The organism is Pseudomonas sp. HY2-MNA-CIBAN-0224, from assembly GCF_040310285.1.
Taxonomy (GTDB): Bacteria; Pseudomonadota; Gammaproteobacteria; order Pseudomonadales; family Pseudomonadaceae; genus Aquipseudomonas; species Aquipseudomonas helleri.
Genome location: NZ_JBEOPQ010000009.1, coordinates 16,287 through 40,748, shown reverse-complemented (window position 1 = coordinate 40,748; position 24,462 = coordinate 16,287). Strand labels below are relative to the sequence as shown.

At 54.8% G+C, this 24,462-nt stretch carries 11 protein-coding genes; 6 read left to right on the top strand and 5 right to left on the bottom strand.

What is annotated here, in order from left to right; genetic code table 11:
- Window positions 1–29: 29 nt before the first annotated feature.
- Both AAEZ03_RS07295 and AAEZ03_RS07290 read right to left on the bottom strand, forming a co-directional pair.
- A complete protein-coding gene (locus AAEZ03_RS07295; RefSeq protein ID WP_350577279.1) occupies window positions 30–710 on the bottom strand; it encodes a Fe2+-dependent dioxygenase in 681 nt (226 codons plus the stop codon).
- 24 nt (window positions 711–734) lie between these two features.
- A complete protein-coding gene (locus AAEZ03_RS07290; protein WP_350577277.1) occupies window positions 735–3,113 on the bottom strand; it encodes a TonB-dependent receptor in 2,379 nt (792 codons plus the stop codon).
- A 189-nt stretch (window positions 3,114–3,302) separates the two neighbouring features.
- Here AAEZ03_RS07290 and AAEZ03_RS07285 point away from each other — a divergent pair, with 189 nt between their 5' ends.
- Window positions 3,303–4,013, top strand: a complete 711-nt coding sequence (locus tag AAEZ03_RS07285) for a response regulator (RefSeq protein WP_123749294.1) — start codon at window positions 3,303–3,305, stop codon at window positions 4,011–4,013.
- Complete coding sequence (locus AAEZ03_RS07280; protein ID WP_350577273.1) at window positions 4,010–5,398, top strand: ATP-binding protein; 1,389 nt, start codon at window positions 4,010–4,012, stop codon at window positions 5,396–5,398. Before AAEZ03_RS07285 ends, AAEZ03_RS07280 begins: the two co-directional genes overlap by 4 nt.
- Window positions 5,399–5,530: 132 nt before the next feature.
- Here the strand turns inward: AAEZ03_RS07280 and mtlD are convergent, their stop codons facing one another.
- Complete coding sequence (gene mtlD, locus AAEZ03_RS07275) at window positions 5,531–7,657, bottom strand: bifunctional mannitol-1-phosphate dehydrogenase/phosphatase (RefSeq protein ID WP_350577270.1); 2,127 nt, start codon at window positions 7,655–7,657, stop codon at window positions 5,531–5,533.
- A 566-nt stretch (window positions 7,658–8,223) separates the two neighbouring features.
- Complete coding sequence (locus tag AAEZ03_RS07270; protein WP_350577399.1) at window positions 8,224–9,189, bottom strand: alpha/beta fold hydrolase; 966 nt, start codon at window positions 9,187–9,189, stop codon at window positions 8,224–8,226.
- Window positions 9,190–9,529: 340 nt separating this feature from the next.
- Here AAEZ03_RS07270 and AAEZ03_RS07265 point away from each other — a divergent pair, with 340 nt between their 5' ends.
- From AAEZ03_RS07265 to AAEZ03_RS07250, 4 genes are read left to right on the top strand one after another with little or no spacing between them, the layout of a single operon-like run.
- Window positions 9,530–12,493 (top strand): Tc toxin subunit A, encoded by a 2,964-nt coding sequence (locus AAEZ03_RS07265; RefSeq protein ID WP_350577268.1) that lies wholly within the window; start codon window positions 9,530–9,532, stop codon window positions 12,491–12,493.
- A 33-nt stretch (window positions 12,494–12,526) separates the two neighbouring features.
- On the top strand, window positions 12,527–13,360 hold the full coding sequence (locus AAEZ03_RS07260; RefSeq protein WP_350577266.1) for a neuraminidase-like domain-containing protein: 834 nt from the start codon (window positions 12,527–12,529) through the stop codon (window positions 13,358–13,360).
- Entirely contained in the window at window positions 13,281–17,342 is a 4,062-nt protein-coding gene (locus AAEZ03_RS07255) for a Tc toxin subunit A-related protein (RefSeq protein ID WP_350577264.1), read from the top strand. Before AAEZ03_RS07260 ends, AAEZ03_RS07255 begins: the two co-directional genes overlap by 80 nt.
- Window positions 17,339–21,703, top strand: a complete 4,365-nt coding sequence (locus tag AAEZ03_RS07250; protein WP_350577262.1) for a SpvB/TcaC N-terminal domain-containing protein — start codon at window positions 17,339–17,341, stop codon at window positions 21,701–21,703. The genes AAEZ03_RS07255 and AAEZ03_RS07250 overlap by 4 nt, the downstream gene beginning before the upstream one ends.
- An 80-nt stretch (window positions 21,704–21,783) precedes the next feature.
- Here the strand turns inward: AAEZ03_RS07250 and AAEZ03_RS07245 are convergent, their stop codons facing one another.
- A complete protein-coding gene (locus AAEZ03_RS07245; RefSeq protein ID WP_350577259.1) occupies window positions 21,784–24,324 on the bottom strand; it encodes an RHS repeat-associated core domain-containing protein in 2,541 nt (846 codons plus the stop codon).
- Window positions 24,325–24,462 lie beyond the last annotated feature (138 nt).

Here is a 24,462-nt window from a genome sequence, read left to right as displayed (position 1 = left end):
CACGATTAATCTCCCACTAAATGAAGGGCTCACACGTCGCTCCAGCGACGCAAGAGGTTGTGGTACACGCCGCTGAGTTGCAGCAACGACTCGTCGTCGGCCTGTTGTGCGTTCAGGCGCTGAATGGCTACATCCATGTCGAGTAACAGGCTGCGCTGGCTGTCTTCGCGGACCAGGCTTTCGATCCAGAAAAATGCCGCCACCCGCTCGCCACGAGTGACGGGATTAACCTTGTGCACGCTGGTGCCGGGGTACAGCACCAGATGCCCGGCCGGTAACTTGACGCTGCGCTCGCCAAAGGTGTCGCGGATCACCAGTTCGCCGCCGTCGTAGGTCTGCGGGTCGGTCAAAAACAAGGTGGCGGACAGGTCGGTGCGCACCCGTTCGCGCACACCTTTGATGCCGCGAATGGCGTTGTCGATATGAAAGCCGAACGCCTCGCCACCGCTGTAACGATTGAACAAGGGCGGATAAATCCGCTTGGGCAGCGCCGCCGACATAAACAACGCGTTCTCGGACAACCGCGCGAGGATGCGCTGGCCAAACAACACACCCAGCGCAGAATCCTCGTTCAATTGGCGGTTGAACTTGTCACGGGCCGAGCGCTGCCCGGCCGTGACTTTGCCGTCCACCCATGGTTCAGCCAGCAGCCGCGTGCGCATATCGTCCACTTCGTCGGCGGTGAAGACGTCGGTAATCTCGATCAGCATGCGCGGCTCCCGCGCCCGGCAGGCTTAAAAGTCATAGTCGATGCTGGCGGTCAGCGTGCGCCCGGCACCCGGTACGCCATACAGCTGGAAACCATCCAGGGAGGCGCCAATACGGCTGAAATAAAAGGTGTTGAACAGGTTGTCGACATTGAGGTTGACCGTGGTCTGACGGTTGACCTTGTACTGCGCTGCTACGTAGTGCACCCAGTAGCCCGGCGCCTTTTCTTTGTCACGGGTATAGATCGGCAGCACCCCGGACGGGCCATCGGCATTGCTGCTGTTGTTGTTCAGACCGCCCACGTATTTGTTGTCGGTGTAGCGCCGACGCCCGACGTAGTTGGCGCCGTAGCTGAAGCTCAGATCGTCGGTGAAGGCATAGGTGGTCCAGAGATTGGCGGTCAGGTCGGGAACGTTCTTGGCCTCTTCACCTTTGTTGACGCCCTTGGTCTGATCGCTTTTAAGCGCCGAGAAACCGCTGTAGGCCGTCCAGCGCTCGGTAATGTTGCCTTGCAGGCCCAACTCGACGCCGTCGACCCGCTTGGCAGGCAGTGCGCGCACCGGCGAAGCATCGCCCTCGGTGTATTCCCAGGAGTTTTCCAGCTCGGTACGGAAAATCGCCGCCGTCACGCTGATGCCTTTATCCAGCAAATCCCACTTGGTGCCGAGTTCATAGGTTTTCGATTGGGCAGGCTTGTAGCTGCTGGTGCTCGCCGCGCCATAGATCTGGTTGTTGGTCGAAGCGCCCACCGCCGAAGGCTGAGCCGATTGGCTGTAAGACGCGTAAATAGTGCCGTTTAGTCGGGGTTTGAAGACCACACCGGCACGGCCGCTCCAGGCGCCCGAGGTGTCTTTGATATTCGCCTGGCCGCTCTGGGTGGTTTCAGCGGTCCAATTGTCGTAGCGCAGCGAGCCCATCACTTGCCACCACTGATTGAGGGTCAGGGTGTCGGCCGCGTACAACCCGGCGTTGTCGATACTGGAGCGCGGTTCGTTAAAGCCTTTAGTGGTGTAGACCGTATCAAAGCTGTGTTGCGGGTCGCCCATGTCGAACGTCATGTTCGCCGCCGGGACCTTGGCATTGCGGTGCAGGCCGCCGTAGGTTTCGTGGTAGAGATCCAGGCCGGTCACAGCCTTATGGCTGATGGAGCCGGTGTCGAAGGCAAAGCTGAGGTCGGTCTGGTTGTCGAGTATGGTGTAGCGCCTGGACAGGCCGAAATCGCTGCCGCGCAACACACCGTTGGCGGTGCTGCCGTTGTTGGTGTAATCGGTATACACCTTGACCCCGTTGACCGTCGACACAGGGCCCACGCCGACATAACCCAGGGTGGCGCAACGGGTGCCGGTGCAGGTCTTGGAACCATCCGGGTTGGCGGAGAAAAACCGTGCCGGGGACAAGACCGCAAAGTTGTCAGTTTGCTGCCAGCGCACCTGGTTGGTCAGCAAGGCGCCGTTGTCAAAGTCATGTTCCAGCTTCCCGGTCAGCGAGGTGGTCTCGGTCTGCTGGGTGTATAAACTGGAGTCGCCGTACCAATTGTTGCGTTTGACACCGGGCATGCGTTTGCCATCGGTGCCGCGCAAAATCGGCAAGCCGCCGTCTGGGGTGTTGTCGTCCTTTTGATAGAAGAAATCGAGGTAAGCACGGGTCGGTGTCGACAAGCCCAAGGCCAGTGAGGTGGCGATGCCCCAGCGGTCGTAATCGACGTCATCACGGTCGGCCACCTGGCTTTCATGCTTCATCAAGTTGATGCGCACGGCGCTGGTGTCGGTCAGTTCCTGGTTGATGTCGGCGGTCACCCGGCGGTAACCGTCGGTGCCGACACCGGCAGAGATGCGGTTGGCATCGCCCAAATGGGCTTCCTTGCTCACGAGGTTGACGCTGCCGCCCACCGCTGAAATGCCCGACTCAATCGCACCGGTGCCTTTGAAGACTTCAGCCTGTTGCAGGTTAAAGGTGTCATTGCGACTCGACATGCCCGCATCGCGCACGCCATCGACTGTCAGGCTTTGCTCGGACGAAAACCCGCGTATAGAAAACAGGTCGCCCCAGCCTAGGTTGCCCTCCCCTGACATAAAGGTGATGCCCGGCACGTTGCGCAGAATGTCTTGCAGGCTCTGCGCGTTTTGTTCCTTGAGCACTTGTTGGGGCACGATGGTGATACTTTGCGGGGCGTCCAGCAGCGGTGTCATGACTTTGCGCGAGGACACTTCGTCCACCTTGAACGGTGAATCGTAGCTACCCTGAACGCTCAAGGCAGGCAAGGTCAGGGCAGCGTCAGCTTGCTCGGCAGCACGGGTTGGCACGCTGAAGACTCCGAGCGCCATCACTCCGATAAAGGGCGCCAGCGTGCCGTTCAAGGCATAAGGGGTATTGCGAACAACAGCCGCATCGGGTGACGATGGCATCGGACCTTCCTTAATTACAATGACTCGCATTTAGATTCGCCATTCTAAAGAGGGTCATTGCCGGCAATTGTTCGACTTTGTATTGGCGGCGCATGAAAATCGCCGCCACAACATTTCATTACATTTCGCTGGCCTCGCCATCGCAAAATCCGCTATTGCACATCTTTCCCAAGGCCCAGACGAGTTCACATGTCCAAGCTAGATCACGTATTAATCGTCGATGACGACCCCGAAATCCGCCAACTGCTGGCCGAGTACCTGCGCGATGCCGGCTATCAGACGTCAACGGCTTGTGACGGCAAGGAGATGCATCGCCGTCTGGAGATGAACGTCATTGACCTGATCGTTCTGGACCTGATGCTGCCCGGCGAAGACGGCCTCAGCCTGTGCCGCACGTTACGGGTGACCTCCAATATTCCGGTGATCATGCTCACCGCACGCGGCAGCCTGATTGACCGCATCGTCGGGCTGGAAATTGGCGCGGATGATTACCTGCCCAAACCGTTCGATCCGCGAGAATTACTGGTGCGAATCAAGGTGGTCTTGCGCCGCGCGCAGAGTTTTCCGGAGCGGGCACGGGTCGACGAAGCGCCGTATGTGAACTTCGACGGCTGGCGCCTCGACACCCGCGCGCGTCAGGTGCTGTCCCCCGAAGGACTGGTGATCAGCCTCGGCAATTCCGACTACCGAGTGCTGCGCTTATTGTTGCAGCACCCTAACCGCCCGCTGAGCCGGGATTTTTTGCTCAATCATGTGTTCGAGAAAGACAGTACGCCCTTCGACCGCTCGATTGATGTGTGCGTCAGCCGCCTGCGCCAGCAACTGACACCCGAGCTGATCAAAACCGTGCGCAACGAAGGCTACATGCTGACCTCAAGCAAGGTGACCCACGAATCATGAAGCTGATACCGCGCACGCTTTATGGGCGGCTGGTGATCATTCTGGTGGCCGGTATGCTCGGCGCCCAGGTGGCTACCAGCAGCATCTGGTATGACGTGCGTCACAGCCAGGTGCTGGAGATCCCGACCCGATTGATTGCCAGCCGCCTGGCCGATATCGTGCGGGTGTCAGCGTCCAGCCCCGAGAACACCACCCAGTTGCTCAGCAACTTGAACACGCCTGACTTTCAGTTGACCGAGCGCGATGCGCCCCTCCCCGCCAGCGCGCGGCTGTCGACTCAGGATCAAGCGACTGAAGACCTGCTGAAAAACCTGATCAATGAAAAAACCGCCACTCGCACACCTCTGCGCTTGCTCAACTTGACCCTGCTTGATCAACAGGGCCAAAAAGCCGGGATCAACAGCTTGTTCGGCTCCAGCCCGGTCGCTGGCCAATACGCCCTTGAGTTGCAACTGCCCGACGGGCGCTGGCTGCAGGTGCAGGCCAAGGAAGACCAAGGCTGGACCAGCCTGTCCCCGGCCGACGTGATGCTTGACTACTTTTGGCGTATCTACCTGGTGCGCATCATCGTGCTGGTGATCATCGCCCTGTTTGCCGTGCGCCTGGCCATTCGGCCATTAAACCAACTGGCTCAGGCCGCCCAGGCGCTGGGCAACGATATCCGCCGCAAGCCACTGGAAGTCGAAGGGCCGGTGGAAGTCCGCCGCGCCGCCGAGGCCTTCAACCTGATGCAACAGCGTCTGCTGCACAGCCTGGCCGAGCGCACACGTTTTTTGGCGGCGGTGTCCCATGACCTGCGCTCGCCGATCACCCGCCTGCGCCTGCGCACCGAAATGCTTGATGACGAGCAACAAAAGCAGCGTTTTCGCAAAGACCTGACCGATATGGAGGGGTTGGTGTCGACCACGCTGGAGTTTGTCAGCAGTGGTGAAATCAACGAAGCCCGGCAGAACATCGACATCAACGCCTTGCTGCAAAGCTTGCAGGCTGACCTGCAGGACATTGGCGAGCACATCACCCTGATAGGCCGTGCCAAACACCCGGTGTCGGGTTATGCCCGGAGCCTCAAGCGGTGTGTACAAAACCTGCTGGAAAATGCCGTGCGCTATGCCCGTGACGTACAGGTGATCGTCGATGAGCAACCTGAGCAATTAGTCATTACCGTGCGCGACAGCGGCCCCGGCATTGCGCCTGAGCAACTGACTCAAGTGCTGGAGCCCTTTTACCGACTCGATACTTCGCGCAACAGCAGCTCCGGCGGCTACGGCCTGGGCTTGAGTATTGCCCAGACCGTAGCGACTGCCCATGGCGGCACGTTGGTGCTGCGTAACCGGCCCGAAGGCGGGTTGGATGCCGTATTGACGTTAAAGATCTGTAGTCGCTGACGAGCGGAGCGAGGCTGCGATCGAGGACGCAGTCGTCGTAAATCCGGGCAATGCGGTGTCTCAGGCATACCGTGTCATGGGATTTTACGGCTGCTGCGCAACCGATCGCAGCCTCGCTTCGCTCCTCAGCGACTACAAGCCACAGACGGCAGGCAGTTGTTCGTGTAACCGAGCAAACTGCTTGCTAATGGATTTCACCAACGCAGCATCAGCCACCGGGTCCAGCCCCGGATAGGCTTTGCCGTTGTAGGGGCCGCTGTAGGTCAGTACGTTTTCAATGTTCCCCGACGCGTGATACACGCTGCGGATCAACTGGCTTTCCGGGTCTTTGCTGTCGGCGCAATACACTGCGTAATGCAAGGCCAGGGCGCTGCCAAACTCCAGGGCGCTGCTGTCAATGCCGTGCTTACGGGCCAGATCAATGCTGCGAAAAATCCGTTCGTTACGTTGCAGTTTGCGTAACGGATCACGTCCAACGCGGGCACACGGGTCTTTGAACGAGGTGTTGCAGCGTTCCAGAAAGGTTTTCGAAAAATCTGCCACCGCCTCGGCCATCTGCGGGTATTCGGCCACCAGCGCCGGGCCAACCTCTTGGTGAATCAAGCGTTCAGCCAGGGCGCTGACCCGCGCATCACCCATGCCCTGCCCCAATACGTTGTAACCCAGCACACTGGCGTACCAGGCAATGATCGCGTGCGGGCCGTTCCACAGCAGGTTTTTCATGACCTGGGTCTGGCTGATGTCGTCCACGGTTTTGATCTGACGCAAACGCTCCAGCAAATTACTGCTGCGCTCTGCGTACAGCGGCATGTCCGACTCGCTGTTAAACAAAATCAGGTGCAACTGGCTAAGGGCGTTGCTCGACTGGGCAAAGGGCCGAAAACGTGCGATCAAACGCTCGTACTCAGGCGCAGGCACTTTGGGTAAAGCTTTACGGGGCAATGGCTGCTCATCCAGGCTGTTCTGGAAAATCTTCGATTTGATACGCAATTGCCGCACCAGTGCATCGTTGGAGATTTTCGAGACAATGCGACTGACCACCGTTTCTGCAAAATGGGTGTTATCAAGAATTTTTTGCGCAATCTCCGGCGACACTAGCTGAGCCAACTGGGTTTTCACGTGACGCCTTACAAAATCGGCCCCGCCCACTTTATTCAATACCGTCAAAATCGTCAGTTCACGCCCGCGTCGCTCATAGCGGCGGATCAACCCCTTGGCAATCACGTGCGCCTGATTGCGAATGGCCGTTTCGGGCAAGCTCAGCCCGATGATTTCCGCCACGTCGTACATGCGGATCACTGCTTCGGCGTCGTCCAGGTCGATCATGGTCAGGTTATCGATGGTCTGGTCGAATGACGTCGCGCCATAGCGCACGCTGTAGCGGCCAAATGCCTGGATGGTGTCGCGCAACATCCGCGAGCGGGTCGCGGCAATGATTTCACACGGCCGGGTATAGCCATCCCAATGAGAGAAAATCTGCGTCAGATAGCCGCCGCCCATGGCGCCAAAACCATGAATCCCGACGCTGAACTGGTTGAACGCCTGCGGGAAGCTCTCGGTCAGCTCCGGCGTGCCCAGGTCGGGCATGCAGTCGTTCAAGTCAGCCAAGAACTCATGCATGTTCTGGTAGGCCTTGAGAGCCCCGGCCTTGACCTCGGGCGCGGGGGCTTTGATGTCTTCGATCAGAATCGGCTGGCCTTCGGCGCGAATGGCCGAGAGCAAACCATTTTCGGAGTCTTCGAGCATCAGGCAATGCGGCGCCAGGCAATTCAGCGCACTGGCTGCGGTCAGGAAAATCTCTGGATGTGGCTTGCCCTGGGTCACTTCGTCACCGCACACCGTGACATCGAAATACTTCAAGACATTGGCGTTGATCAGGTATTCCTCGGCAATCGCACGCCGACTGGAGGTGGCAACGGCCATGGTCAGGCCGTACTTGCGCAGGCGTTCCAGCACTTCGAGCAAGCCATCCTTGATCGGTACGCCATGGTCACGCACATAGGCCAGTTCCAGCTCATCCGCGCGCTTGCGCACTTGGGCATAGGGGAAGTCTTCGCCATGATTGGCCTTGGCCAGCGCTTCGGCCTTTTTCGCGCTCAAGCCTAATGAACCAATAAGCGTTTCTTCGCTCAGCGGCGTGCCGTGAAGCTCAACGGCAGCTTGTTTGAGGGTTTTGAAACGCAGGCGTTCGGTGTCAAACATGGTGCCATCCATATCAAAGATGGCGCTCAAGATTCTCTTGCCCTGGAAATAGATCATGGGGGTGTCGTTCCTTGTACTGCGAGCGCTTGGCCGCCTGTTTCTGGATGGCCAGCAAAGCGCTGATGGAGACCTGAAACCACTGTCCAGTAGACGCAGCAGGTCAACAATGAAAGGTTCAGATAAAAAGCCGGGCAGCCCTACACGCCTTTAAAAACGTGCGGTAAAAGCGCCGGTCGGGCGAACGATCAGAAAAAATCAGGCGGAGGGATGTAACAGTGGCGCCAGTTGGCACTGCTCCCTGAAAAACAGGGTTTGAGGTGGGGTAATGCGAGGTTTGCCAGGAGGCGAGAGAGACACCCTGTGGTTGCGCGAACACAGCCTTTTAGATGAGGCCCACATTGCGCAATCAGGGTGGCGAAATGTGAGCCGAGCTGGCGATGGATACGTGTGCTTCCGTCCATAAGTGGTTGTCATTTCCTGTAAAACTATTGAATACCTTTTTAGCTATAACGCAGGTAAGCGCTCTAAATCAAGGTTTGATACGCAGATGAACCCGCCGTAGTCGCTGCCGCAGGCTGCGATCTTTTGATTTTTGCCCGCAATATCGCAGCCAGCAGCAACACCTACAGACTATTCAAACGCTCTATCAGCACCCGATTAAACCCTGCCGGATCTTCCATTTGTGGCGCATGGCCCATACCAGGGAACTCGACCAGTTGCGCGCCCGGAATCAGCTTGGCCGCTTGCTTGCCCAAGACCTTGTAATGCCCGATTCTGGCCTTGACCTCGGGCGGTGCAATATCACTGCCGATGGCTGTGGTGTCGGCATCACCGATCAGCAATAACGTCGGCACTTTCAGGTTGGGCAATTCATAGAACACCGGCTGGGTAAAGATCATGTCGTAGATCAACGCCGAGTTCCAAGCCACCCGCTTGTGCCCGGGCCCTTTGTTCAAGCCGGCCAGCATATCGACCCAGCGGTCGTACTCAGGCTTCCACTGCCCTGCATAGTAGGTGTTCTGTTCGTAGGTACGAATCCCTTTGGCGTCCAGCTTCAATTCGCGCTCGTACCATTGATCAACGCTGCGCCATGGCACGCCCAGGGCCTTCCAGTCTTCCAGACCGATGGGGTTGACCAGCACCAGCTTCTCGGTCTGCGGCGCGTACATCAGCGCGTAACGCGTGGCGAGCATACCGCCGGTGGAGTGGCCGATCACATCGGCTTTGTCGATGCCAAGGCTGGCCAGTAAAGCATGGGTGTTGGCTGACAACTGTTGAAAACTGTACTGGTAGTCTGCCGGTTTAGTTGAGCTGCAAAAACCAATCTGGTCCGGCGCCACCACCCGATAACCCGCATCGCTCAAGGCTTTGATGCTGTCACCCCAGGTCGCCGCGCAGAAGTTTTTGCCATGCAGCAACACGGCCGTGTGGCCATTGGCGGTGCCGGTCGGCGCTACATCCATATAGCCCATCTGTAGCACTTGGCCCTGAGAGTGGAAGGCAAAGTGATGCAACGGGTACGGGTATTGAAAACCTTGCAGCTCCTCACCGTAGCTTGGCGTCGAGGGTTCGGACGCCGCATTGGCCATTAACGGTAAAGCGCAGGCGACCAACAGACAGGCGGATGAGCGCTTGATAAATGACATAGCAGTTCCTTAATGGGGCTGGGGCCAGACGCAATGCGCAAAGAAGCAACGCGCACTCTTCAACGGCTCAGGAGCGTCACACCGGGCGATTAAACCAGGGTTAATGTGTCACTCGACTTTTGATTCGCACCCCAAGTCAGGCAAGCAAAACGCCTTTATCTGTAACAAGAAGCGATATCTCCTAGCCTGCAAAGGGCCCGGTCTGGCTGTCGACACCCGAGTGCCTTGATAGCTTCGAAGCGACCAAAGGATTGTCCATTTGGCCCTAAGGAGTAGCCTCGCTATGCCCGATTCCCTCCCTCTGCTGCATTCGTTAATCGATTCTTCAGCGCCACCCGCCGATGGCAGGCTTGACTTCAAACAGACCATGACAGTGCTCAATCTGCACTCCGTCTTCGACATCATTCGCTTATCCAGAACCGAATTTATCGAGCAGGTGGCCCGACACTGCGATGACGATGCCAGACAGGCCTACGACAATGCCTGCGGGTATGCCGCACAGTTGGAGTTCCTGCACCGGGAGCAAGCGTCGCTCAGTGCTGGCCAGACCCGGCACAAACGCAGCCCTGACAGTGAAGCCCAAGTCGGGGCGACCTATGCAGCCTTGTTTCAAGAAAACTGGAGTGCATTTTGCGAGGCATCATCAATCGCTGCACTCGACTCGCCTGTGGCTTACTTGCGGGCCTTGTACCTGTTTGCTGAGCAGGTTGAAAAAACCGGTAAAGATACCGACAAGCGCAATACCCTCGCGACACGACGCCCCAAACTAAAAGACATGGAGATAGACCACTCAAGCGTCTTCAGGCAGCTACCGATGTTGACCATCGTCAATGAAACCTTGAACGAGAATTTGCGAACCCACCTGAAACAAAACTCCGATGTGTACAAAAGCAAATCGGTGAATGAGGTGCTGGCAATCACACGCTACCCCTTTGATCTGCCCTTTGACCTTGCGCACCAACAATGCTTGCTGGGCTTGAGCGATAACAAACCCAGGCTGGGAGAACTCAATTACCGTTTGAGCCTGAGTTTGCCGCTCGGCCAACTGCCATCAAATGCTTATGGCAAGGTCCATCACGAGGCCTACGAGGCCCAGCGACTGCTTTCAGAGTTAAGTCCGGAACAACAAACCCTGTTAACCGAGCCTTTTTGGACAGAAAGTAAATCCGCTTTCGGTGCCCACTATGGCAGCGATGAAACAGCTCTGAAAAAACTTGCTCATTTTATGCAGCAAACCGGGCTGACATCGGCACAGATGGATGAGCTGCTAGCGCGAGGCAAGTACCTACCTCGGCCCTCTAAAAATATGCTGTCTGAACCGATGGCCAGTCTTTATGGCGCTTACTTCGTCAATGGCACAACAAAAGACGACTCAAGCAAACGGTTAGATCTTCAAACCAATGTTGACGGTCAGATTGAACTGCTGAACACCACGGCCGAAAAATTTGATCGTCTGCAGCGCATGATCCGCTTGCAGCGCTGGTTAAAAGTATCTTTTACACAACTGGATACCCTGATTCTCAGCGCCAGGCGTTGTGAAGACAGCCCGATAGAAACTTTTGCTATTAATGACAACACCCTGCGTGTATTAGGCGTCTTCCGCTACTTTAACCGTCGATACGGCCTGCAGGCTGAAGAGTTTTCAGCATTGCTGTACCGCCTGCCTGTCCATGCAGTGGGGAACAGTGATTCGTTGTTCGAACGAGTTTTTAACAGAGGGGCATTAAACGAACAGTCCCTGAAACTCGGTGACAGTTCTCTGAACCTGAACGCAACAGACGCAGCCACACAAACCACCCTGTATCAGATTTGTGCAGCACTTGGCCTTAGCAATACGGATGAGTCGCTGGGTTTTGTGGCTAAACGTACCCAACAGATCAGTGGCGATCTCAAAAATGACTTAACAACGCTTTCTGCTTTTTACCGACAAACGCGGATTGCCAGCCTGTTCGGGCTTACCGTTATGGAATGCGCTTATCTCGCCGATATGCTGGGTGCTGCAAACTCTTCTGAACACTGGGTCAAACCCGTTTTGCGCGCGTCAGGTTCAAATACGCCGGCAGACTTTCTTGATGTGCTTATGCAAATGGACTGGGCCGTCAAGTGGTTGAAGAGTAACGGCAGCACTGTGCAGCAATTGCGCCATCAACTGCTTCTGAGTCATACACCGCTAAACTCGCTCATCAGCGAGCAGTTGAAAAAACTCAATGAATTACGTGATGACATTGAGACACGACTGATTCCACAAACAGATATCGATAAGCTCAACCTTCCCGTGGCCAAGGCAAGAACCAAAGCCGAGACCGATACCGATACCGATACCGATACCAAGACGAAACCCAATCCTGAGTCCGAAGTTTCGCTTGCGCCGCACTCGTGGCGCAAGTTGATTGCCTTAGGGTTAGTGAGAGGCCAGCCACAGTTAGAGCCAATACCCAGACTTCATGATCTTAAGCGAGGTCTCTTAAAAGTAATTTCTGATCACGTTGAGTTCGATACTGATATCAAAATCAATCAGCATCAGAGAGACAAAGTCTTACAAGATCTTGAACCCCTTCTACTGTCGGCCTACCAGCGTCTACAAGCAGTGGCGGAGCACATTATTCAGTTGTTCAAGGATTCTTCGCATGTCTCGGACACTAGCTTATTGCTAAAGCTGCGGTTCAAATTCGCTACACGACATCTCGTTAACGCAATTGGACGGCCACATAGTCATGGTCTGAAGCACTTGTTACTGCTACTCCCCGATGCTGACAGTACCCTGCAGCTACCGCTAACACGGGAGGCCTTGCAGGTGTTTTTGCAGAAACCGCACTGGCTTGACAACCATCACGACCATAAATCAATGCTTAAGCTAACGCTGAGTACTTTGTATCTGTTTCAACAGTTCAATCACTGCATTACCACCTACGCAGTAACGCAAGACGTCCTGCTGAATTACTTCGAGGTCGCTAACCCCGAACCCGTGAAAAATGATACGGCCGAACTGGCTCAAAGCTGCAACAAATTACTGGGAGCGATCCTCAATTGGGACCCCAAAGAAATTGAAGGGTTAGTCAATCGTTTGCCGGGCAAGCGAGTGCGTTCAGTGCAGGAACTGGACTGGCTGATGCGTGGTCATGACATCGCCACAATCACCGGACTTTCCAGCAAATTGCTGCTGACAGCCACCCATTTAAACGCGCATATCTCCGGTCCTGAATGGCAATTGGTGGGCAAAGCCGTCATCGCGGCGCATAAGCCATAACGTTTTTCTTTTCGAATAACTCAAGGAATGACCATGCCTCAAACTCTCGATCAGCAACTCAATGAAAAATTGCGAGATGCACAACTTGCGTTTTATTTAGCCCATGCACTCCCTGAAGACGCAGCACTCAAAAAACTTGGATTGACACAAATACTCAAGACAGCCGAAGACCTTTACACCCACTGGTTGCTGGATGTGCTTGTCAGTCAGGCCGTACCCACCAGTCGGGTGGCTTGCGCCATTGCCAGCCTGCAGCAATACATCAATGGCATTTCACTGGGTCTGGAGCCCGGTTATGAAACAGAGGGCATGTCGCCAGCTCAATTAGCAACTTGGCAAGACACACTGCACACCTACTCAATTTGGCATGCCAACCAGCAATTGCGGTATTACCCTTCTACTTTTTTAAACCCGGAGTTACAAAGTAACAAAACCGATAACTTTCAGCAGCTTGAAAACGATATCAATCAAAGTCGAATTCAATCAAGCGCTGTTTTGACTGCAGTACAAAGTTATCTGGGTCGATTCGAAGATATTGCCAACCTAACTACCCTTAATGGCTACATTGATGGCGGCATCGACAATATGGCCAATAGCACTTATTACTTTGTAGGCAAGTCCAGAGCAGAAAACACCTATTATTGGCGGTCATTGGACATGGCCAAACGTGCTATGCATTCATCCGAAGACGGTTCAAGCACGGAAAAAAAAGATAAACCTGAAGCCTCTGCCTGGTCGGACTGGCAAAAAATTCCGCTACCCGCATCAGACAATATCCCGGACCGAAGTGTACGCCCGGTTTTTTTTCAACAATCGGCTATTTATTATTTGGGCTCAGGTGATAAAGCCCACACCCTCATTCAGTGAACCTGCTCATCTTTCCGATTTTAAATTCGACGAAGATTATCAACAGTACAAAGCGCGCTCCGAACCCTTCCTCAAAACTCGCTTTTCAAAGATCAGCCTGAATTTTATATATCAGAAATACGATGGCAGCTGGAGCCTGCCACAAGTTTGTATTGATGAGTACAACACCCTCAAGGTAAGTGCAGAGGGCATTAATGCTGCCACCACCACTATCGCTACGCTGGATTCAAAAACCTCCCCACCTTCCCTGTTTCTGGGCCTGCACATTAAAGGCGTGAAGAACGGCACCTTTCAAACAACTACAGAGCTGGCTCAGGGTTTTTACCAAGCCGTCAGACTCGACCTGCAGTTCGGCATCAAGCCACTTTACTCTTCCGGGACACTGCTAGACTTTTTTGCCTATCCGGAACACCGTGAAGTGGCCAAACAATACGGAGCAATTTTCGCTGACCACAACGAACTCAACTTCAACTTTCACGCCCCCACCAGTCAAATCGTTGAAGTCGAACACTATAAAAATGAACGCCCCAACACGAACTCAGCCCATTGGAATTTCGAAAAAAAACAAGAATATATAAAAGACATTTCAAATAAAAGCGAATTACAGTTCAACGCCACCACAGGGGCACTTGTAGTCAAGTCCGGTCTCGCGAAAGATTTCCCAAAATATCAAAAATTGTCCTTTAGCTCTAATTACAACCCAAGTGAGGTATGGCTTGAACTGGTCGTTGACTTCAGCAACATTGAGCAACCCAGTGTAAAACTGCAACCCGGCTCCTCGATCACCTTTAAACAACAGGAGTTCGCCGCTCAGCATTTACAAAATATTGACATCATCAATACAAGAAACCGCCAAAAAACCTCCATACTTTCTGCTTCTCCCGATGAAAAAAACCTCGCCAGGTTTCTCACCACAGACAACCAAGCAACACTGGACTTGAAAGGCTTTCAAATAGATAAAGATATATTTACTCAATTGCACAGCGCTAACGCTGAGTCGTATTCAATCAGCGTTGACATCGTGTCCGACGACATAGAAACCCCTAATAAAACTGTTTCCTTTGATAATTTAACAACCTCTGCTTTTAATCGCACCTACAAACAGATCATTATTATCCCGCTAAACAAAGATACACCCACGCCGCAAAAAATAAATCGCTTGAACACGCTAATTATTGGCGAGGAATATGATGAGCCTCGCCATTACCTGAAAGCCACCTCGATTGAACTCAAGTCAGAACAATCCACGACCTCTCAAGTACAACTCGACGTCGATTCTCTGCGTCCCTATGCTGAAAAAAATGCGCAATCCCCGATCCCCTCCGAGCAAGCTGAAATCACCCTCCTTCATGGTGTCGCTATTCTTGAGGTGAATGCCAGGGACTCTCAACCCTATCTTTTAGGGTATGCACTCAAGGCACTAAAAGTAACCCTGGGCAAAACAGCTACAGCTATTATTCCCCGGGCTCCAAAACTTAAACGCATAACGTCAAACACCAATAGCACAACCGAATGTATCGACTTCAGCGGCTCAATTATTGAGTTCAATGATTCTTCACAAAATAAACAACCCCGCGAACCTATTCGCATGAATACCGGTTTTGCCGAAACGCTGACAAAAGCGGCTAATGTCAGCCTCGAAGCACTCTTCTCATTACCTCCAGATTCATGGCTAGAAGCTCCATTAACAGAAAATGGAAACTCTCAGCCGCTGGACTTTCATGGCGCCCATGGCAAGTACTACTGGGAGTTTTTTTTATATCTGCCTTGGCTGGTTGCTTATCGCTTGAATATGGAACAGCGCTATGCCGAGGCTCAAAAATGGCTGCATTATTTATTCAACCCGGGGTGCAAAACTGATGTTAACGATGAAATGTCCGGTTTCTGGCGGCTTAAAGTCCTGACAACCCCCATCACAGAACCCAGTTATGCTCGAGACAACCCTTACGATCCAAATCAAATTGCTTTAAGTGCACCTGTTCATTTTCGTCAGGCCTTGTATCAGCTGTACCTGGATATTCTGATCAATCGAGGCGATGCCGCTTACCGACAAATGACTGCCGACAGCATGGCAGAAGCCAAACTTTGGTATGTACGCGCTAAACGTTTGCTCGGGCCACGTCCAGATCTCACATCCGTTGACTCATGGACAAACATCACTCTTAAAGACTTGAGCGCGGCAACGTCCAGTAAAATGCGAAAAACGGAAGCGAATGTCAACCTCAAAGACGTCGCATTAGTGACTCCAATTCATAAGCCCGCTCGCGACAATCAGTCCTCACTCACTGCAGACACACCCCATTTTCTACGACCTTTGAACCCGGCCTTGACCGCACGATGGGACAAAATAGACAGTCGGTTGCATAACTTGCGCCATCATCTCGACCTCGCGGGCAGACCGTTGCAACTCTCCTTGTATGCCACCCCGCTATCACCGCATGCGCTACTGTCAAGAGCGGCTCAAGGAGGCAACAGTCACATCACTGCCTTGCACACACAGCAGATCCAGGCTGGCCATTATCGCTTCCAGGTGATGCATGCGCAGGCCATGCTGGCTGTCGATAACCTGATTCAATTTGGAAACACCTTGCTGTCGCTACTTGAGCGAAAAGAGCAGACAGAACAGATCGCGCAGCAATATGCACAGGCATGGGACCTGAGCGCAGTGGCTGTAGAACAGCAGGCTCAAGCACTGCTCGCTGATGAAAAAAATCAATTGGCTTTGCGCGCCGGTCGCAGGGTCGTCGAAGCCCGCACCAAGTACTTCGAGAAACAATTGCTGGAAGGTGTCAACCCGGGTGAAACCCGGGCCACTCAGGAGTATCAGGAAAGTGCAATGGTGGAGATCGGCGCCTATACCGCACAGGCGGCTGCCGGTTTTGCCATGTTACTGCCAAATATTTTCGGCACTTCAAATGGTGGTGTGCGATATGAAGGCGCTGCGCACGCACTACAAGCAACACTCCAGGGTGCAGCCCACATAAAACGCTCCAGTGCTCTGCACCTTGAACGCACCGAGCAATTCAACCGCCGCAACCAAGAGTGGAGTTACGCACTGGAGCAAGCCCAGCTTGAGCTCAGTCAAATTGATGCCCAGCTTGAAACTTATGCAGAACAAACCCGGGTCTCGCGCTTACAACTTCGACACACTGAAACGGCGCTGATACAGGCCAAAGCGACTTACGCGACACTCAGCAAACGCTTTTGCAGCGTTCAACTTTATCAGTGGCTCAACAACCAGCTGTCGACGTTTTACTTCCAGGCCTATGACATGGCTCATTCACTGTGCCTGGCCGCTCAAGCATGCTGGCAATTTGAGCAGGCTGACTATACCCGAACCTTTATTCAGAACACCCTGTGGAACAACCAATACCGGGGCCTGGCAGCGGGCGAGTCGCTAAAGCTCAATCTGCTGCAAATGAGCACTGCCTACCTGCAGCATAACCAGCGGGCGCTGGAAATCAGTAAAACCATTTCACTGCGCCAACTGCACCGCAAAGACAGTGATGCGACGCTGAATCAAGAGTGGAGCGCACTTAAGACTGATCTGCTGGTCAACGGCACCGTAGACTTTGAACTCACTCAAGCACTGTTTGATGCTGACTATCCGGGGCACTATCTGCGCCGAATCAAAAGCATCAGTGTGTCGCTTCCTGCAACGTTGGGGCCTTATGAGAACATCAAGGCCACCCTGACCCAGACTTACAACAAAATCCAGTTTTCCGAAGCGCCAGACAGCATCAAGGAAAACCTGCACGTACATGAAGAAATAGCCCTCTCTACCGGCCTGAATGACAACGGCCTGTTTACTCTGAATTTCGATCACGATGAGCGCTACTTACCCTTCGAATACACTGGCGCGGTGTCTCGCTGGCAACTGGCATTTCCCAACCCTAAAGATCAGGCCATCCTGCTGGACTCGTTGACTGACATCATTGTGCACGTGCGCTACACAGCCAAAAATCCGGGAGGCAGAGCATGACCGGCCAACCTGGCAATAATGAGGTGCTTACGCCGGCTTTGCCCAAGGGCGGGGGTGCCATCCAGAGCATCGGTACTGGCTGGGGCGCAGTGGGCATGACGGGGCAGGCATCGTTTGAGATACCGCTGCCGCTGTCACCCGGTCGCGCATTCGCCCCGTCACTTAGCCTCAGTTACCGCAGCACGCTAGGTAATGGCCCTTTCGGTATGGGCTGGGGATTATCGGTCGGGGCCATTGTTCGTAATACCCTCAAGGGCGTACCGTCCTACACCGGACAGGATGGTTTTGTCAGCGCTGGCGGTGAGGAAATGTTCGCCCAACGCACCGCACAAGGGGCGCTCATTTCAAGCACCGTCAGTGATTACAACGGTGTAAAACTTAGCGCGCCACACACTGTGGTGCGTTATTTTCCGCGTATCGAAAGCACTTTTGATCGTATCGAACATTGGTCAACCAGCGCAGATACGTCGGGTTTCTGGTTGGTACAGAGTGGCGATGGAAACATCCATTTTTTTGGCAAAACCCAAGCGGCGCGCTGTGCAGATCCCGATGCGCCCGAGCATGTCGCGCAATGGCTGCTTGAAGAAAGTTTGAGCCCCCACGGCGAACATATTTACTACGACTACAAAAGCGACACGGCCGCCCAAGATGCCAGCCAACCCCATGACTATCGGGCGCAGCGTTATCTGGTACGTGTTTGCTATGCCAATCTCAAGGCACTGAAGAATCTCGTGCTGTGGAATAGCCATGTTCCGGCAGACATACAGTGGCACTTTGAGCTGGTACTGGACTATGGAGAACGAGCAATCGGGCTGACCGAAAAACCCAATTACACAGAACATCAACCCTGGTTACAGCGTCAGGATCCGTTCTTCAATTACACCTACGGCTTTGAGCTCGGCACGCAAAGGTTGTGTCAGCAAATCTTGATGTTCCATTACTTTCCTGACGAGCCGGAAATGGGGCCGGCTCCAGTGCTGGTCCGGCGCCTGGTGTTGCAATACCAGCTCACTGAAACGGGCTGCAACTTGCTGCATTTGGTGCAAAACCAGGCCTATGACGCATCCGACAGCACGGGTGAATGGCCGCCGCTGAGGTTGAGGTACAGCGCCTTTGTGTTGAAAACTGAACCTGAAAACTACCGGCCTTTCGACGCTTTGCAGGTTCCCCTCAGTCAGACAGGCTATCAGTTGGTGGATTTATACAACGATGGCTTGCCGGGGGTGCTCACTCGCTCAGACCATAACTGGTCCTACCGGGAACCGCTCAGAGCATCGCCGTCTGAGGGCAAGGACGCGGTGATCTATGGCCCGGCGCAAGTTTTGCCTCGTGTGCCTGTTGCGGACTCGAGCCAACCCACCTTGCAAGCACTGAGCGATCTGAACGGTGATGGCCAGCTGGACTGGATTCTCGCACAGCCGGGCATGAGCGGCTTTTTCACCCTTAATGGAGACAGAAGCTGGTCAGGCTTTACCCCGTTTGCAGCACTGCCCCAAGAGTTTTTTCACCCCGCGGGCCAACTGGCCGATTTGATGGGTAATGGTATCCAGGACCTTGCCCTGATCGGTAGCCAAAGTGTTCGCCTTTATATCAATCAGGGAACCTCGGGGTTTACCGCACCCCAGCAGATAGACCATGAGGCCGACACCGACGCACTGCCACAACCCGGTAACTCAGCCAGGGAGCTGGTCGCGTTCAGTGATGTGCTGGGCAGTGGTCAGCAGCATCTTATCCGTATTCGCCATGACCAGATTACCTGCTGGCCAAACCTGGGACGCGGGCGCTTCGGTAAAAGTTTTGTGTTCGCCAACCTGCCTTTCAGTTACGCGGCGTTCGATCCTTCGCGGGTTCTGCTGGCTGACCTGGATGGTTCCGGGGCGGTCGATCTGTTGTATGTAGAAGCCGATCACGTGCAAATTTTCATGAACCGTTTTGGTAATGGTCTGCAATCGTCACCCACCCTTTTAAAGTGGCCTGAAGGCGTGTGTCATGACCGCTTCTGCCAAGTCACTACTGCCGATTTACAGGGCATTGGTTGCTCCAGTCTGGTGTTGACGACGACGCATCCCACCCCCCGTCATTGGCGCTATGACTTTGTCAATCGTAAGCCCTACCTGCTGACCGGCGCCACCAACAATATGGGCGCGACGGCAACCCTGAGCTATCGCAGTAGTGCTCAGGAATGGCTGGATGAAAAACAAGAGCGTCAGGCAGCCAACAAACCCCTGGTCAGCGGTTTGCCATTCCCGTTGCATCTGGTCAGCCAGCAGCAGCAACAAGACGTGATCAGCGGCAACCGGATGATCCAGCAGTTCCAGTACCGAGAAGGGTTTTATGACAGTCGGGAACGCTCGTTCCAGGGATACGGTTTACTGCTTGAAACTGACACGCCCACCCTGCTCGGCGAACCTTCAGGTACCGAACACAGCGATGCACTGCTGCGCAAATCGTGGTTTCACACCGGCAAACACATCGATATGCCACTCACTGATTACTACGACAAGGACAAAAACGTCGAGGCTCCAGGCTTAACGTTGCTCAGTCGTCTGGAGACCGACAGCCTTCAAGATACATTGGTCACCACTCGCTCGGAGTCGATGGTCCGGGAGATGAAAAAGGCCCTCAGCGGCTCGGCGCTGCGCGAGGAGATCTACGCCGCCAACGATCCAGCGGAATCCGCTGTGCCCTACTCCGTCAATCAGCAACGCTACATGGTCCGCATGCTGGAGCCCTCAGGCTGCCTGTTGCTGGCGATTGAGTCGATTGCCTGGCGCTATGAGCGCGAGCCGCTTGACCCGGCCTGCAGTCATACCCTTAACCTGCGTGTAGACGAGTACGGTAGCCTGGAACACGGTGTGGCAATCAATTACGCGCGGCGTAAACTCCCGACCGACACGCCGCCGTTCACCGACACGCATCAGCAAACATGGTGGCGCGATACCCACGATTCAGCGCAACAGGCCTACTACCTGACAGAAGCCCGCGCCCAGGCCATTCACTTGGTCGAGCCTCAATGCTGGCGTCTGGGCTTGCCCTATCGTCAGCGCAGCAATGCATTAGTGTTGCCTAAAGGCAAAGGCGCAAACACCCTGGACGACGGACGCATCAGCTACGAGCACTTCATCTCGGACACCGCTGACAGCCCTCTAGGCGTCAATGCTGAGCGCGTGCTGGCGGGGATGTCCGAGCACTATTACTGTCTTGCTCAAAGTTCTACCCCCCTGCCTGCAGGCCAGGCCTCCATTCAGGCGCTGGGGCATCACAGCGAACACGCGGAACTGGATGAACAGGCACTGGCCGTGTATGACGACGTACCACGCATGCCCGGAGCCGAACCCTTCGACCTGGAAAAGGCGCTGACCGAGGCCCACTACACGCCGATGACTGCGTTTCTGCCAGATCCAGAGCCAGACCTACCAGAAAAAACCGCCAAAACCACGTTATGGGCAATCAAACAAGGCTTTGCGATTTATAGCGGCCTTGCCGATTTTTACCGGGCCAATCATTTTCGCGCCACAGAAGACCATGGGATCACGGTGGTTGAACATGATCGCTACCACTGTCTGGTCACCTCGGTTAAAACCCCGGATGGCTGCACAACCCAGGCTAAACATGACTATCGCTGCCTGCTGCCAATAAAGATCACAGACCCGCAAAACAACGTGCAAGAGGCCCGCTATAACGCATTTGGTCAGTTGCTGGTCACCAGCTTCTACGGCGAAGAAGACGGCAAGCCCGTGGGGTTTGACCCCTTGGATGACTATGCCCGCCCCAAAGATGACAGCCCGAAAGCCGCCATTGCCGATCCGGGCAGCGCTTTGCAAAAAGCTGCCAGTGCCTGTTTCTACCAACCCTTCAGTTGGATGAACAACCGTGAGCCCGTGCATGTTGCGGTGCTGCAGGCCGACCGATACCCCACCAGTGCGGACAGTGCTGATCTGATCATCCGTATCAGCCTGGCGTGCAGCGACGGATTCGGGCGGGTTCTGCAAAACAAACAACTGACCGTGCCTGGGCCTGCTTATCAAATCGACAAGAACGGTGCACTGACACTGGACAGCAGCGACAAACCAGTAAGCAGTCACAGCGACAAACGTTGGCGAGTCAGCGGCCGGGCCGAATACAACAACAAAGGTCAGGCAATCCGTCAGTACCAACCGTACTTTGCTGATCAATACCGTTACTTGAATGACGCGTCACTGCGCGCAAACGGCTACTGTGACCAACTCTTCTACGACCCACTGGGGCGCGTGATCAAGACACTGCGTGCCAACGGTGATTTCAGCCGCCAGACCTATTGCACCTGGTACACCATCAGCGAAGACGAAAACGATACGCACGAGCCAGATTCAAACACTTAGGTGAGCTCCCGTCGTACTGGGTGCCCCCAGTACGACGTGGCATGCGGCCCGCGTAACAGCGAACTATACCGCTCGGGTCATTAGCGCCGATGTGGATCGCGAAGACCGACTGCCCGGTAAGTACGGCCGCCTGTGTGCTCAAGCATCAACCGTACAGCGCCTCGCCTGGTTGATCCCGGATGACCATGTAAGTCTGCAGACCAGAGTCTGTCAGCATGACGATGCCAGTTAACCGCTGCAAAACGCCCCTCTTGCAAATGACCCAGGGTAATACCAATGCTTCGTCCTGCAGCGCCCTCCATTAAATGCGTTATCTGCGACTCGTCAATAATGAAGCGGGGCTCAGACGCTGCGCCCGCTTGCGAAGTGCTTTCACCGGAGGGCTCTGCCTGCGGTCTATTACCCAGTTTTTTTCTGGCCAGTGGAGTAGCCGCTTGAGTTTCAAACTGGCTGACACTGCCCTGAGCGGATGAGGGGCGAGATGCTGGTGGCGCTGAAGTGTTTGCACGCTCCGAATCTCGAAGCTGAATAGTCTTGAAACCTAATTGTCTGATTTCCCTTGGCGTGGGCTCACGTGTGCTTTCCATCACGTTTAGCTGTAGACCTGCCCGAGCAGGCCCAATGTAGGCATAGATATTTTCGTTGGTCGCAGGGCTGAAAGCGATGGCAAGCCCTTCTCCTTGATATCCCTGACGATGGGTATAGATAAAATTAACCAGCCTGTTTGTCTCTTCTCTGCTCAGCCCCCTGCGCTTTGAAGTTTCCAGAATGACATTGGCGACCAACTGGGCATATCCCTCCTCCCCTGACCCCATGGATTGTAATTGTTCTGCTGCGACACTCGTGCGCCAACTCATTAAACCCAAACCAACACCCGCCGCCGCGCCGGTCATCGCGCCCTCTCGTGGATAGCCTGCTGCCCAGCCCAAGGCATACCCGAGAAGGGTCAGTGCGCATGTAATTATTATTCTTGCTATAGAACGAACAAGCGTTTGGTTGGGTGCCAGGCCCATAGCGTCAGTGAGTGTGACGGGGTTATTGCCAACCATTGCATACAGGTTAAGGCTGTCTACATCGCCTGCGGGGTCGGGGCTGATCCAGCGCATCAGCCAAGGCGCGTAATACCGGTAGCCGTAATAGTAAAGCCCGGTGGCGTCACGTTCTTTGCCGGAGTATCGCACCGTCTTAAACCTGGCCTCGACCTGACTTTTCGCAGCCCACCAGGCTGTACCGCCAAACGGGTAATACCCTTCCTGGCTCAACAAGGCCGCCTGTTCGTCAAGTTCAAGGGTACTGCTGGTCGTAGCGTCCACAAGGCTGAAACGCAGTTGCTCGTCTGCAACACCCGCAGGACGCTTGTGCTCCCATACAAGGGCCCTGATGCGGGTGAGCCCGGCCTCAATCGACAGCACATTCAACGACTCGCCTGTGGCGTCATTACTGTGCAACTCAAGGCCTGGCAAATAGCGCACTTGCTCAATGTGCTGGCGGTTTTTAGCCAAACTTGAGCGCCTCTTGAATACCCGCAGGCCTGCACCATCATAGCCATAGGTTTCGTCGTCACTACCGCCCTGCTCACGAACCACTTGCGTGACCCGCTGCAGTTGGTTGCGTGCATTCCAGCTCATGGCCTGGCCGCGCATGAGCAATTGCTGGTTGCCATTTTGATCAAAACCCTTGAGCGGGTCGGCGTCCGATTCAAGGCCGTTGAGCACGCTGTGATTACTGTGCGCGGCCGTGTTGAGGCGCTGCGTATACCCCTGTCCGCTGGACGGCACGTGCCGCATCTGCACAAGATTGCCGCTCTCGTTGTACTGATAGTGGCGGGTGTAGTTACGCATCAGGCTGTTATCGGTAGAGCCAAACTGCGCCAGGGCCGGTAATGCCGGGCCGATCGCATGTAACGCATTTTCGCGGCCGGTCGCCTTGATCAACTGGGATAACGTGTCGTATTCAAAGCTGGCGGTCGCGTCGATTTTCGTATTGCTGGCCCACGTCGTGGGTTGTGCCGCGTCGCTGATACTGAGCACATTGCCAACGCGGTCATAGGTGTAGGTCAGATCTTGCAAAATGACCGGGGTAGTCCCCGGCTTGCGCGCTATCAGCTTTAACAAACGCCCATCGTGGGGCCTGTAGGTGGCTAGGGTCTGCACATTGTTGCCCGCACACTCTGACTCAACCTGGCCCTGTGCGTTGTAGGTGCGCAAGTCGAACAACCTTTTGCGCGTCCCGCTGCTGAACACCAGCAAGGCTTCTGTAGGCTCGCCCTCAGGGCCGTATAACGTTTGCTGGCGATTCTCCTTGGCATCCGTTTGCTCCACTAGACCATCCAACGCATCGTAGCGCCACGTACTGGTATGACACTCAGTCTCCAGTTGCGCCTTGCGCACATCGAGCTGCGCAGACCAGTCAAGCGCTTCCTCTGCCCGTAAAAACAGGCGGCCTTGCTGGGCAATGGCTCCCGATAACGCGTATTGCTCGTACAACACGCTACCGGCAGGATCATCGTGACGAATCAGTCGGCCACACTGGTTGCGCGCTGCATGCCGGGTGTTCATGGCGCCGTATTCCAACCGCTCGGTGCAACGCTCGCGCGTGTCATCGTCGGCCTGTTCAAACACGGCAACCGGCCTGAGAACAGCGTCAAATTCATAACGCTGCTGTGAGCCACGGGCATCCCAGACCGATAACAACTGACCCGCAATACCGCTCAATGCAATACGCCAACCGGCATCGATACTGTGGCTGCGCAAGACGCG